Annotated in this window: 14 protein-coding genes; all 14 read left to right on the top strand. The window is 48.2% G+C overall.

Annotation, left to right across the window (positions count from 1 at the left end):
* The first annotated feature begins 67 nt into the window (after positions 1–67).
* The 14 genes from deoC (at position 68) to glyS (ending at position 12,488) form a co-directional block, all read left to right on the top strand.
* The gene (gene deoC, locus KNO75_RS05655) at positions 68–733 is read left to right on the top strand and encodes a deoxyribose-phosphate aldolase (protein ID WP_214749232.1); all 666 of its coding nucleotides are present in this window, start codon (positions 68–70) and stop codon (positions 731–733) included.
* Positions 734–807: 74 nt separating this feature from the next.
* A complete protein-coding gene (rpsU, locus tag KNO75_RS05650) occupies positions 808–1,002 on the top strand; it encodes a 30S ribosomal protein S21 (RefSeq protein WP_029334745.1) in 195 nt (64 codons plus the stop codon).
* A gap of 34 nt (positions 1,003–1,036) precedes the next feature.
* A complete protein-coding gene (locus KNO75_RS05645) occupies positions 1,037–1,486 on the top strand; it encodes a GatB/YqeY domain-containing protein (RefSeq protein ID WP_074033373.1) in 450 nt (149 codons plus the stop codon).
* Between the two features lie 131 nt (positions 1,487–1,617).
* Positions 1,618–2,130: an NfeD family protein gene (locus KNO75_RS05640; RefSeq protein ID WP_074033372.1), complete on the top strand. Its 513-nt coding sequence runs from the start codon at positions 1,618–1,620 to the stop codon at positions 2,128–2,130.
* Positions 2,127–3,113: a flotillin-like protein FloA gene (gene floA / locus KNO75_RS05635; protein ID WP_074033371.1), complete on the top strand. Its 987-nt coding sequence runs from the start codon at positions 2,127–2,129 to the stop codon at positions 3,111–3,113. The genes KNO75_RS05640 and floA overlap by 4 nt, the downstream gene beginning before the upstream one ends.
* Before the next feature lie 5 nt (positions 3,114–3,118).
* Positions 3,119–3,541: a hypothetical protein gene (locus KNO75_RS05630; protein WP_214820303.1), complete on the top strand. Its 423-nt coding sequence runs from the start codon at positions 3,119–3,121 to the stop codon at positions 3,539–3,541.
* A 134-nt stretch (positions 3,542–3,675) separates the two neighbouring features.
* Positions 3,676–4,632 carry a PhoH family protein gene (locus KNO75_RS05625; protein ID WP_214821694.1) on the top strand — a complete coding sequence of 319 codons (957 nt, stop codon included), beginning with the start codon at positions 3,676–3,678 and terminating at the stop codon, positions 4,630–4,632.
* Between the two features lie 42 nt (positions 4,633–4,674).
* Positions 4,675–6,762, top strand: a complete 2,088-nt coding sequence (locus KNO75_RS05620) for an HD family phosphohydrolase (RefSeq protein WP_214820301.1) — start codon at positions 4,675–4,677, stop codon at positions 6,760–6,762.
* A complete protein-coding gene (gene ybeY, locus KNO75_RS05615) occupies positions 6,740–7,216 on the top strand; it encodes an rRNA maturation RNase YbeY (RefSeq protein ID WP_214782295.1) in 477 nt (158 codons plus the stop codon). Before KNO75_RS05620 ends, ybeY begins: the two co-directional genes overlap by 23 nt.
* Positions 7,213–7,560: a diacylglycerol kinase family protein gene (locus KNO75_RS05610; RefSeq protein WP_214749223.1), complete on the top strand. Its 348-nt coding sequence runs from the start codon at positions 7,213–7,215 to the stop codon at positions 7,558–7,560. The genes ybeY and KNO75_RS05610 overlap by 4 nt, the downstream gene beginning before the upstream one ends.
* 30 nt (positions 7,561–7,590) lie before the next feature.
* Complete coding sequence (era, locus tag KNO75_RS05605; RefSeq protein ID WP_214749221.1) at positions 7,591–8,499, top strand: GTPase Era; 909 nt, start codon at positions 7,591–7,593, stop codon at positions 8,497–8,499.
* A gap of 3 nt (positions 8,500–8,502) precedes the next feature.
* On the top strand, positions 8,503–9,252 hold the full coding sequence (gene recO, locus KNO75_RS05600; RefSeq protein ID WP_214693093.1) for a DNA repair protein RecO: 750 nt from the start codon (positions 8,503–8,505) through the stop codon (positions 9,250–9,252).
* Positions 9,253–9,547: 295 nt separating this feature from the next.
* Positions 9,548–10,441 carry a glycine--tRNA ligase subunit alpha gene (gene glyQ, locus KNO75_RS05595; RefSeq protein WP_214760239.1) on the top strand — a complete coding sequence of 298 codons (894 nt, stop codon included), beginning with the start codon at positions 9,548–9,550 and terminating at the stop codon, positions 10,439–10,441.
* A complete protein-coding gene (gene glyS / locus KNO75_RS05590) occupies positions 10,434–12,488 on the top strand; it encodes a glycine--tRNA ligase subunit beta (protein ID WP_214820299.1) in 2,055 nt (684 codons plus the stop codon). Before glyQ ends, glyS begins: the two co-directional genes overlap by 8 nt.
* Positions 12,489–12,508: the final 20 nt, after the last annotated feature.

Raw genomic sequence — 12,508 nt, 5'->3', positions numbered from 1 at the left:
TTACATCTCGAAAAAACATGGTAATATGTTAGATGTCAGACTTATTTGTCAGAGGAGGAAATGAATAATGGAATTAGCCCGTTATATCGACCACACAGCTTTAAAAGCTGAAACAACAAAAGATCAAGTTACAAAACTTTGTGCAGAGGCACTCGAATATAAGTTCGCAAGTGTCTGTGTCAACCCAACATGGGTCAAATATGCTGCGGAGCAACTTAAGTCAGATGACGACGTCAAAGTATGTACAGTCATCGGATTCCCACTCGGAGCGAACACGCCTGAAGTGAAAGCGTTCGAAACAAAAGACGCGATCGCAAACGGTGCGGATGAAGTCGATATGGTGATCAATATCGCAGCACTCAAAGACGGCGACTACGACCTCGTAGAGCGTGACATTCGTGCGGTTGTCGAAGCGGCAAACGGTACACTCGTCAAAGTCATCTTTGAGACGTGCATGCTTACAAAAGAAGAAATCAAGAAAGCTGCTGAACTTTCAGTGAAAGCTGGAGCAGATTTCGTCAAAACATCAACTGGTTTCTCAACTGGTGGCGCAACGGTCGAAGACATTCGTCTCATGCGTGAAACAGTTGGACCAGACCTCGGCGTAAAAGCTTCAGGCGGTGTTCGTGACTTCGAAGGAGCGAAAGCGATGATCGATGCTGGTGCGACACGCATCGGTGCTTCAGCTGGTATCGCAATCGTCACAGGCGGACGTTCAGACAGCGACTATTAATAAGTGGTTGACCACACGACTTAATTTCACTATAATATGATATGACGTGTGAAACACGTTTCCTTAGTCGTGTAATTCGGAGGGAGGGAAAACTAGTGGAAACTCGTGTCCGTAAAAACGAATCGCTTGAAGACGCTCTTCGTCGTTTCAAACGCGGTGTTTCGAAAGATGGCACACTTGCCGAAGTTCGTAAACGTCGTCACTACGAAAAGCCAAGCGTAAAACGTAAATTGAAATCAGAAGCTGCGCGTAAGCGTAAGAAATTCTGATTCCAGTTTCATTGTGTAGAGAGGGTGTTGGCTCATGAGTCTTCAAGAACGCTTGACGGACGACATGAAGCAAGCCATGCGCGCTAAACAAAAAGATCGTCTCACGACGATCCGGATGGTAAAAGCGTCGCTCCAAAATGAGGCTATCAAACTAGGTCGTCAAGATCTTACCGAGGAAGAGGAACTCACGGTGCTCAACCGAGAGATGAAACAGCGCAGAGACTCCCTCCGAGAATTCGAAAGCGCTGGTCGTGAAGACCTTGCTTCCAAAGTAGCAGAAGAGATTGTCGTCCTAGAAGCCTATATGCCTGAACAACTTTCAGAAGATGAAGTGACTGCGATCGTCCAAGCAGCAATTGCTCAAACGAACGCATCCGCTCCATCTGATATGGGTAAGGTGATGGGCGTCGTCATGCCGCAAGTCAAAGGCAAGGCAGACGGTGGTCTTGTGAACCGAATCGTCAAACAACAATTGACGAATTGATGAAAAAGCAGAACTTTTCGGGAAACCGAAAGTTTCTGCTTTTTTTGCGTATTCTGAAACCACATTCATTCTTGTTTCGTATACACTAGAGATAGGAGATAGCTTTGAATTTGGAAGGGGGTAGTAAGACGATGACATTTGGTCTCGGAGTGATTCTGACAGTCTTTTTTGTCGGAGTCGTCCTTCTTGGAATTGAAGTGTTCGTTGCAGGGTTTGGATTGTTCGGTTTACTTGGGATCGGAGCGGTTGTTGCCAGTTTGATTATGGCGGGTGCGACAATCGGTCAGCTATGGCTTTCCATCGGTTTAGCGGCAGCGGTGCTCACTGGACTTGGGTTCTGGGCATACCGCCGATTAAGTACGAATCGTCCTCTCATTTATAAAGGGTTGATTTTGACGGATTCGACATCGACCGAAAAAGGTTACTTGTCCCATGATGACCGTAAACAACTTCTCGGGAAAGTCGGTGTGACGTTAACACCACTTCGCCCGGCCGGTACTGCCGAAATCGACGGAGAACGTATTGACGTCGTGACAGAGGGTGGCTATCTCGATCAGCAGACAAAAATTCAGGTATATAAAGTGGATTCAGGGCGGATTGTCGTTCGGACCTTTATAGAACCGAAGGAGGATGTAACAGAATGACACCAGAACTATTGACGACGTTACTCATTACAGGTGGAGGATTGATTGCGCTTGCCGTCTTCTTCACGTTTGTACCAATCGGATTATGGATTAGCTCATTCGCAGCAGGTGTACACGTCTCGATTTTCACATTGGTCGGGATGCGCCTTCGCCGCGTCGTACCATCAAAAATTGTTAACCCATTGATTAAAGCAGTCAAAGCCGGTCTCGGTTTAAACACGAACCAACTGGAAAGTCACTTCTTAGCGGGTGGTAATGTTGACCGTGTCGTAAACGCATTGATTGCGGCACACCGCGCAAACATCGAATTATCGTTCGAGCGTGCCGCTGCCATTGACTTGGCAGGTCGTAACGTACTTGAAGCCGTACAAATGTCGGTTAACCCGAAAGTCATCGAGACACCGTTTATCGCCGGTGTGGCAATGGACGGGATTGAAGTGAAGGCGAAAGCGCGTATTACAGTGCGTGCCAATATCGATCGTCTCGTCGGTGGTGCAGGAGAAGAAACGATTATCGCCCGTGTCGGAGAAGGTGTCGTATCGACGATCGGGTCTCAAAACAATCATAAGCACGTACTGGAGAACCCAGATATGATTTCACGTACCGTACTCACAAAAGGTTTGGATTCAGGTACGGCGTTTGAAATTCTCTCGATTGATATTGCAGATATCGATATCGGTAAGAACATCGGGGCGGTCCTTCAGACTGACCAAGCCGAAGCAGATAAAAAGATTGCTCAAGCGAAGGCGGAAGAACGCCGAGCGATGGCGATTGCTCGCGAACAGGAAATGAAGTCTTCTGTAGAGGAAATGCGTGCGAAAGTTGTCGGCGCCGAAGCGGAAGTCCCACTCGCGATGGCCGAGGCGTTGCGTAACGGTAAACTCGGCGTCATGGATTACGTGAATTACTTGAACGTTCAAGCAGATACGGAAATGCGTAAAGCGATCGGGTCACCTATCGATTCTGAATCAGATAGTGAGTGATAAATATGGATGGACTATGGGTACTTTTGTTAGCAGCCTTCGGAATCGCCTCGGCGGTGATGAAGCGGCTTGAAAAGTCATCGTCTTCAGGCGACCGTCCTCAAAGCAGTGAACTGAAACGCTACTTGGATTCGGTCGGAGACGTGATGAAGGAAATTGAATCGGCGTTTGACGACTCCGAATCAGAACAAAAGCCAGCACCACAAAAGGTGAGACGTCGGATAGCGCGTACCGAAGAGCGACCAGCTCCTCGGGAACGTCAAGTCGAGATGCCGAAAGTGAGTGCGCAGTTTGAACAAGCGGTGAAAATCCCTCCAATTCAGGAGGAAATTAAACCGCGACAACTGAAAGTTTCGAAAAAACAAATGCGGGAAGCTGTCATTTGGAGCGAGGTATTACAACCTCCGATCTCGAAACGAAAGAAGTAAGGCAAAGGCAGTAACCTCGCGTTACTGCCTTTTGCATGGGGAAAATACACGGTCTTTCTTTCACGATAGGCGTGATAGTGCTAAAGTAAAAGAGGAATAACCGATATTTAGAGGGGGCAACGTATCCATTGATTATGACTGATAAAATACCTTTCGTCATGGAACATGCGAATGAAGCACAAGCTTTACTCGGACCGAAAGATGAAGTGTTCCAAGCGATTGAGACAGAATTGAAAGTGGCACTCATTCCAAGAGGCGAGGAATTGATTATCCAAGCTGATAATGGAGAAGCGCTAGAATTGACAAAGCAAGTCATCCTCACGTTACAGACGTTAGTGAAAAAAGGTGCACGTCTTAACGAGAGCGACGCCATCAGTGTCATTCAACATATCCAAGTCGGAAAGGGTGACGAACTGCTCGAACATTATGAGCGTGTCGTCTTCACGACAAACAAGGGAAAACCGATTCGTGCTAAAACAGTTGGGCAGAGTCGTTATGTTCGCGCAATCGAACGACGAGACCTCGTCTTTGGAATCGGACCGGCTGGAACAGGTAAAACGTATTTGGCAGTCGTGCTAGCGGCGCGCGCACTAAAAGAAGGTCAGGTGAAACGGATTATCTTGACGCGACCTGCCGTTGAAGCAGGGGAGAATCTTGGGTTTTTACCAGGTGATTTGAAAGAAAAGGTGGATCCTTATCTTCGACCGTTATATGATGCCTTATTCGACGTCTACGGCGTTGAACAGACGAATCGCTTATTAGAACGAGGGACAATCGAAGTGGCTCCTCTCGCCTATATGCGTGGACGTACATTAGAAGATGCGTTTGTCATATTAGATGAGGCACAAAACACGACGAAAGAACAAATGAAGATGTTTTTGACGCGACTCGGTTTCGGATCGAAGATGGTGGTCACGGGGGATTTGACACAAGTCGATTTACCGAAAGGCAAGGCGTCAGGTTTACAAGAGGCGTTACGCTTATTAGAGGGCTTGGATGGGATTCATTTTGAACACTTCAGCGCGTCTGACGTCGTCCGTCATCCACTCGTTAAGAAAATAATCAACGCCTATAGTACAGACCTCACATAAGGACGATAGTGAGGTCAATGATCGTGAAAGGGGGGCACACGAATGCAGCAAGCCAAACATTGGACAGTCGCGACGATTTCGCTGATTTTCTTTCTCTTACTAGGTGCCATTCTATACTTCACCGTGCGCCCGTCCATTATTAGTGTGGAACCGTTAGGGATTGCCGAACAGGACATCCGGTCTCCGATTACGGTCGAGGATCGAGTGGCGACTGAACGGTTGAAACAAGAAGTAACGAACGGCGTCGGCAGTCAGTTTTCGCTTCGGCGGGAATTTGCCGACCAACAGATTGCTAAAGTCGAGCAATTGTTCGCGGCGTTCGACCAGACCGATGAAGAGACGGAACTTGCAGATATTAAGAACCGTCTGAACTCGACAGAAGCGAGCGGGGTACTCGCTGACGAAGAACTGAACTCACTCCTAGAGGCGACGGAAGATACGCGCCAAACCGTTGAAGACGTGACGGTAACGGCTTTGCAACAAGTGATGGACGACCGGATTGAGGCGAGTAATGAAGCGGTCGCAGCGGCCAGAGACCGCGCGGCTGCAATCGTTGATCAATCACCACTCTCGTTTGAATTCCGTGCAATCGCAAAAACATTAAGCGATGAACTCATCGTCCCAAACTATGTGTTTGACTCTGAGGCGACTCGTCAAAAAGAACAAGAAGCCGTCGATGCAGTCGATCCTGTCATCATCCAAGAAGGGCAACTTCTTGTCAGTCAAGGGGAAGTCGTCACGCGTGAGATTTATCGGAAGCTAGAACTCACTGGAGCGATCGATCCGAACCGGTCACTCGCTCCACTGTTCGGATCATTCTTATTGAGCGGGTTGTTGACGGGCGGTTTCTTGTTCATGCTCATTCGCTCGAAAATCAAAGATTTATTACTAAGCCCGAAAATATTAGTGACCGTCTACGGGTTGCTTCTGTTACAACTCGGTATCTTCTTTGGCGTCGGATACATCGGCGTCGACTACACGACATATGCTTATCTCTTGGCACCGACCGCCTTCGTCGTATTATTACTACGTATCTTGATTGACGAGCGTGTCGCCCTCGCATCGGCGTTCATTACTATGATTGCGGGAAGTATCGTCGTCACATTTGGACAAAGCACGAACTTCATGACATTGGTATATGTCGCGACTGGAAGTTTCTTAGCCGTCTTTTTGGTCGAACCGAAAATTCAGCGGAAGCGCTTGTTCTTGTCGGGCGTCTTACTCGGCATCGTGAACATCATCATGGTCATCGCATTGCTCTTATTGCGAAACGTCCAAGTGACTTGGGAAATGGCGATGTACCTTTCTGGGTTTGCCGTCATCAGTGCTTTGTTATCCATCGTATTGACATTTGGGTTCTTGCCTTTCTTAGAACCATGGTTTGGCGTCTTGTCGTCTGGTCGACTCGTCGAATTGATGAGTCCGACACATCCATTGCTCCGAAAGCTCTTGATGGAAGCGCCTGGCACGTATCATCATAGTATGATGGTGGCAAACTTGGCGGAATCGGCTTGTGAAGCCATTGGAGCAGACGGTTTGCTCGCAAGGGTGGCGAGCTATTACCACGACCTCGGGAAAACGGAACGTCCTCTTCACTTCATTGAAAATCAACAAGGTGGAGGGAATCCGCACGATCGTCTGACACCAGAAGAGTCCGCTGACATCATCATGGCTCACCCTTATGATGGGGCCGATCTGTTGCGACGCTATAAATTACCAAAGGAAATCATCGATATTGCTGAGCAACATCATGGGACATCTTTATTGAAATACTTCTTTGTCAAAGCGAAAGAAGATCATGAGAAAGACGTGGTGGAGTCCAGATATCGTTATCCTGGTCCAAAGCCTCAAACACGGGAAGCGGCGGTCGTCATGATTGTCGACTCAATCGAAGCGGCCGTTCGTTCGCAAAAACAACCGACACCGGAGAAAATCCGGATGCTCGTCCGTGCCATCATCCGTGATAAACTGGCAGACGGACAGTTTGAAGACTGCGACTTGACGACAAAAGAAATTTGGCGCGTCGGTGAGAGCGCATGCGAGACGTTGACGGGCTTGTTCCACGAGCGAATTGAATATCCAGAACTAAAGAAAGAGGGAGAACTACATGCAAATCATCTCGAACGATGAACATGAATTGTTGACGGTGTCTCAAATCGAGCTTGTCGAGTCGATTCTAAAACATGCCGCACAATTAGAAGAGGTCGAAGAGCCGAGTGAATTATCGGTCACCTATTTAACGAATGAAGAAATCCATGAGGTGAACCGGGAGTGGAGAGGCAAAGATGCTCCGACCGATGTAATCAGCTTTGCCTTTGATGAGATGGGCGAAGACGAAATGGACTTCACACTCGATGAAGACGAACCGCATCTCCTCGGAGACTTGGTCATCTCGGTGGAACGATGCCGTGAACAAGCAGCGGACTACGGACATTCCTTTGAACGGGAACTCGGTTTCTTGGCCATCCATGGATTCCTTCATCTTTTAGGATATGACCACATGACACCAGAGGAAGAGGCGGAAATGACCGCAAGACAAGAGGAAGTTCTCACTCATTTCGAGTTGAAGCGAGGCAACGTGTGAGACCGTTTCGTGTGGCATGTGAGGGAATCCTCCATGCCATTCGGACAGAACGGAATATGCGTGTCCATCTCATATCCGCCTTACTCGTATTTGCTGTCGCGATTTGGCTACAAACGACAAGGATGGAAAACCTCGTCCTACTTGCCTGGGTGACGCTAGTCCTAAGTTTAGAGCTCATGAACACGGCAATCGAGCGGGCGGTCGACCTTGTCACAAAAGATGTCCACCCACTCGCGAAACAGGCGAAAGATGTGGCCGCGGGTGCCGTACTCGTCGCTTCAATCGGAGCGGCTGTGACAGCACTCATTATATTCGGTCCAAGGCTATGGAACGTGCTATACTAAGAGTTCTGAAATTGAGAAAGCAGGTGCACTATGTATCAAGAAGATTTTAAATCTGGTTTCGTGTCGATCATCGGTCGACCGAACGTCGGAAAATCAACATTCCTAAACCGCGTAATCGGTCAAAAGATTGCCATCATGTCGGATAAACCACAAACAACCCGAAATAAAGTACAAGGTGTGTATACGACGGATGATTCCCAAATCATTTTCATCGATACACCGGGAATCCATAAACCAAAACACCGCCTCGGTGACTTTATGATGAAAGTGGCGACGAACGCCCTTCGCGAAGTCGATGCAATTCTTTTCATGGTGAACGTGACGGAACCTCGTGGCGCCGGCGATGACTTCATCATTGAAAAATTGAAAGGACTCGACACACCTATCATTTTGGTGATGAATAAAATCGACTTGATTCACCCGGATGAACTGCCGAAAGTGATCGAGCAATATACAAATGAATTGGACTTTGCAGCGTACGTCCCAATCTCGGCTTTACAAGGCAATAACGTCGAACCACTCCTAGGAGAGATTAAGAAACTATTACCTGAGGGACCGATGTACTATCCGGCCGATCAAGTGACGGACCACCCGGAGCGGTTTATTATCTCAGAGATGATTCGCGAAAAAGTGTTGCATAAGACGAGAGACGAAGTCCCGCACTCGATCGCTGTGGCAATCGAATCGATCAAGAAACGTGATAACTCGGAGATGATTGATGTCGAAGCCGTCATCATGGTGGAACGTGATTCGCAAAAAGGAATCATCATTGGGAAAAAAGGGGCGATGCTCCGTGAAATCGGGACAGACGCGCGTCAAGACATCGAAGCGCTTCTCGGCACGAAAGTGTACTTGAACCTTTGGGTCAAAGTCCAGAAAGACTGGCGTAACAAGATGGGTCAGCTTCGTGACCTCGGTTTCCGCGACGACGAGTATTAAGCCATGTTACAAAAAGTCACGGGAATCGTCATTCGTACCGTCAATTATGGTGAATCGAATAAAGTCGTGACATTGTTTTCAGAAGAGCTTGGCAAAGTTGCGATTATGGCACGAGGCGCAAAAAAACCGGGGAGCCGGTTTCATGCCTCGAGCCAGCCGTTTGTAGAAGGTGTGTATATTTTCCCTTCTAGCCGTGGGCTCGCTCAGTTAAAATCATCCGATGTCATGACGTCCTATCCGGAAATCCGGAAAGATGTCGACCGGATGGCGTACGCCATGTACTGGTTGGAGCTCGTCGACCGGTCTGTCGAGGATCGGGTACAAAATCGTCCGCTCTTTCGGATTTTACAGGACGCGCTTCAAGCATTGAATGCGGGCATGGATGCAGATGTGATTACCCATCATCTCGAACTGCGCATCTTGCATCTTCTAGGTGTTTCCCCGGTGCTGACAGGGTGTGTCCGCTGTGGAGACGTGACGGACCCGATGTATTTCTCGGTCGCCTCTGGCGGTTTTTTATGTGGGCGGCATCGAGAAGAGGGAGCGGTTCGATTATCAGAACGTCTTGCCAAATTGCTTTACTTGATGAGCAAACACGAACTGTCAGAATTTCGGAACGTACCGTTGTCGAACGAGTCCAGACTCCTCTTGCGCCAACTCTTTGATGCGTATATGGAGTCGTATAGTGGGCTGCGATTAAAGACGAAACGAGTGCTCGACCAAATGATCCGCCTTCATCTGAATGAGGATTGACTTTTTAAACCGAATTCGATACGATGAGTTACGATTAGACAAATGAAATAGCGTGCGCGATGAAGGAAAAAAGTAACTCTTCCTGTCATGAATGAAGCGAGTTCGGGGTGGTGTGAGCCGAGCGTCATGAGGAGAGTGAATGGCGATTCCAGAGCGCCCACATCTTTTTAAGAGTGGCCCCGTTGTTGGGGCAAGTAGGGTGGAACCGCGGGAATCAATCCCGTCCCTATGTGCTAGGCACATAGGGGCGTTTTTTGTCGTTTCAATACTATTGGAGGTGTCATTTATGAAGCACATGACTGTGCAAGAGATTATTCTCACGCTACAAAACTTTTGGGCATCGAAAGGCTGTTTGACGATGCAAGCGTACGATGTGGAAAAAGGAGCAGGGACGATGAACCCGATGACGTTCCTTCGAAGCCTTGGTCCAGAGCCTTGGAACGTTTGTTACACGGAACCGTCACGCCGCCCGGCTGACGGACGTTATGGGGAAAACCCGAACCGCTTGTATCAACACCATCAGTTCCAGGTGATCATGAAACCGTCACCGAGCAACATCCAAGAGTTGTACTTAGAAAGTCTCGAGTTGATTGGAATCAACCCTCTCGAGCATGACATCCGTTTCGTCGAAGATAACTGGGAAAATCCGACATTCGGAGCAGCCGGTCTCGGTTGGGAAGTATGGCTGAACGGGATGGAAATCACGCAATTCACGTATTTCCAACAAGTCGGAGGAATCGAGTGTGACCCGATTGCGGTTGAAATCACATACGGTCTCGAACGCCTCGCTTCGTACATTCAGGAAGTCGAGAGCGTATTCGACCTCGTTTGGACGGATGGATTCAAGTATGGAGACATCTTCTACCAGCCTGAGTTCGAACACTCAAAATATACGTTCGAGTTATCAGACGTCGATATGCTCTTCACGCTATTTGACACATATGAGAAGGAAGCAAAACGTGCTCTCGAAGAAAATCTCGTCTTCCCTGCGTATGATTACATTTTGAAGTGTTCACATACGTTCAACTTGTTAGACGCAAAAGGTGCGATTTCCGTGACAGAACGTACTGGATTCATCCAACGCGTCCGTAATATGTCACGTGCATGTGCTGCTAAATTTATTGAAGAACGGGAACGCCTTGACTTCCCGCTTTTGAAACAAGAGAAAGCAGGTGACTTGAATGCGTGACCTTTTACTAGAGATTGGATTAGAAGAACTACCGGCTCAATACGTTTTACGCTCAGAGAAGCAATTGGCAGAGCGCGTCGATGCGTTCTTGAAAGAAGCACGTGTTGAATTCGGTTCAATCGATGTGTATTCTACACCTCGTCGTTTAGCTGTAATCGTTCGCGATGTGGCAGAAACACAACAAGATTTGACGGAAACTCTTCGTGGGCCTGCGAAGAAGATTGCTCAAGACGCTGAAGGGAACTGGTCGAAAGCGGCAGAAGGTTTTGCTCGTGGTCGTGGATTAACAGTAGAAGACTTATACTTCGCCGAAGAAAAAGGTGTTGAATACGTCTTCGCAGAACGCCATGAGGCGGGTCAAGATACGATGTCGTTATTAAATGGCCTTGAAGATGTCGTTCGGAGCTTGACGTTCCCAAAAAACATGAAGTGGGGAACGAGCAGTTTACGCTACATGCGTCCGATTCGTTGGTTGATCGCCCTCTTCGGTCAAGACGTCATCGACTTTACGATTGAAGGCGTGAAAACAGGTAATGTGACGAGAGGTCACCGTTTCCTCAGCAAGGGAGATGTCGTCGTCGAGTCACCTGCTGAATATGTAGAAGCGCTAGAGGCTGCATTTGTCATGGCAAGTTACGGGACACGTAAAGCCGAAATCGAACGTCAAATTCAAACGCTCGCAACAAATCAAGGGTGGACGATTCCGCTTGATGCCGACTTGTTAGAGGAAGTCACGAACTTAGTCGAGTGGCCGACTGCCCTCTTTGGTGAGTTTGATGAGACGTATCTTGACTTACCGGAAGAAGTCCTCATTACGACGATGAAAGAGCACCAACGCTATTTCCCGGTATATGTTGATGGAACGTTGAAAAACTATTTCGTTACCGTTCGAAACGGGAACGCCGATCATCTCGAAAACGTCGCACGCGGGAACGAAAAGGTCATCCGTGCGCGTCTTGCGGATGCGGTCTTCTTTTACGAAGAAGATAAGAAAACAAAAATTGATGATCAGCTTGCACGTCTCGATCGAATCGTTTTCCACGAAAAATTAGGAACGACTGGTGCGAAAGCGCGACGTGTGACCGAAATCGCACAAGCCCTTGCTCCTTTGTTTGATGCGGACCTTGAAAAAGTAAATCGTGCTGGTGCGATTCATAAGTTTGACCTTGTCAGCCAGATGGTTTACGAGTTCACAGAACTTCAAGGAATCATGGGGGAGAAGTATGCCCTTCAACAAGGTGAGGACAAGGAAGTGGCTGCGGCTATTCGTGAACACTACATGCCACGTTTCGCGGGTGATTCGTCTCCGGAGACGGCAACAGGTGCCGTGCTTGCTCTCGCAGATAAGCTCGATTCGATTGCTGCGTTCTTTGGTATCGGCATGATCCCGAGTGGTTCACAAGATCCGTTCGCACTTCGTCGCCAAGCACAAGGAGTCGTACAAATCCTTGGGGATTGGAAGATTGATCTCTCAATCGACAAACTTCTTTCGAAAGTTGTCGAATTACAACTGGAGGCAGGACTCTATGATGCCGATAAAGAACAAGTCAAGGCACAGCTCGTGGAGTTCTTTACACTTCGTTTGAAATATCGTTTGCAAGAACAGCAGGTTCGCTATGATGTGATTGATGCCGTGTTGACGACTACGCTTACGGTTGACCGTCTTGATGCTCGTGCACATGCGATTCAACAATTCGTCACGGCGGACGCGAAGTCATTGATCGAGCAATTGTCACGCGTCGTCAATATCTCGAAAAAAGGTGAGCCAGGAGACGTCGATCCGTCATTGTTTGAAAACGACCAAGAGGTTGCCTTACATGAAGCGATCGAACAGACTGCTCCTGATGCGATGAATGCCGTTCAAACAGGAGACTACAACAAAGCGCTTCAACTTCTTCAGACGCTTGAATCACCAATTATGATGTACTTTGAACATACAATGGTTATGAGTGATGACGAGGCGGTACGCCAAAACCGACTCCACGAAATGAACCGACTTGCTACGACGATTAAGAGTGTCGCAGACTTCAACGCGCTCGTACTCTAACAAACTAGAGGGGGTTGGCT

Origin of the sequence: Exiguobacterium sp. s35 (assembly GCF_018617535.1) — a bacterium.
Lineage (GTDB): Bacteria > Bacillota > Bacilli > Exiguobacteriales > Exiguobacteriaceae > Exiguobacterium > Exiguobacterium aestuarii.
This window is presented reverse-complemented; position numbering and strand designations above follow the sequence as displayed.

Coding starts and splice junctions, on each gene's coding strand:
- deoC (WP_214749232.1), top strand. CDS start 68: ATGGAATTAGCCCGTTATATCGACCACACAGCTTTAAAAGCTGAAACA.
- KNO75_RS05645 (WP_074033373.1), top strand. CDS start 1,037: ATGAGTCTTCAAGAACGCTTGACGGACGACATGAAGCAAGCCATGCGC.
- KNO75_RS05640 (WP_074033372.1), top strand. CDS start 1,618: ATGACATTTGGTCTCGGAGTGATTCTGACAGTCTTTTTTGTCGGAGTC.
- floA (WP_074033371.1), top strand. CDS start 2,127: ATGACACCAGAACTATTGACGACGTTACTCATTACAGGTGGAGGATTG.
- KNO75_RS05630 (WP_214820303.1), top strand. CDS start 3,119: ATGGATGGACTATGGGTACTTTTGTTAGCAGCCTTCGGAATCGCCTCG.
- KNO75_RS05625 (WP_214821694.1), top strand. CDS start 3,676: ATGACTGATAAAATACCTTTCGTCATGGAACATGCGAATGAAGCACAA.
- KNO75_RS05620 (WP_214820301.1), top strand. CDS start 4,675: ATGCAGCAAGCCAAACATTGGACAGTCGCGACGATTTCGCTGATTTTC.
- ybeY (WP_214782295.1), top strand. CDS start 6,740: ATGCAAATCATCTCGAACGATGAACATGAATTGTTGACGGTGTCTCAA.
- era (WP_214749221.1), top strand. CDS start 7,591: ATGTATCAAGAAGATTTTAAATCTGGTTTCGTGTCGATCATCGGTCGA.
- recO (WP_214693093.1), top strand. CDS start 8,503: ATGTTACAAAAAGTCACGGGAATCGTCATTCGTACCGTCAATTATGGT.
- glyQ (WP_214760239.1), top strand. CDS start 9,548: ATGACTGTGCAAGAGATTATTCTCACGCTACAAAACTTTTGGGCATCG.
- glyS (WP_214820299.1), top strand. CDS start 10,434: ATGCGTGACCTTTTACTAGAGATTGGATTAGAAGAACTACCGGCTCAA.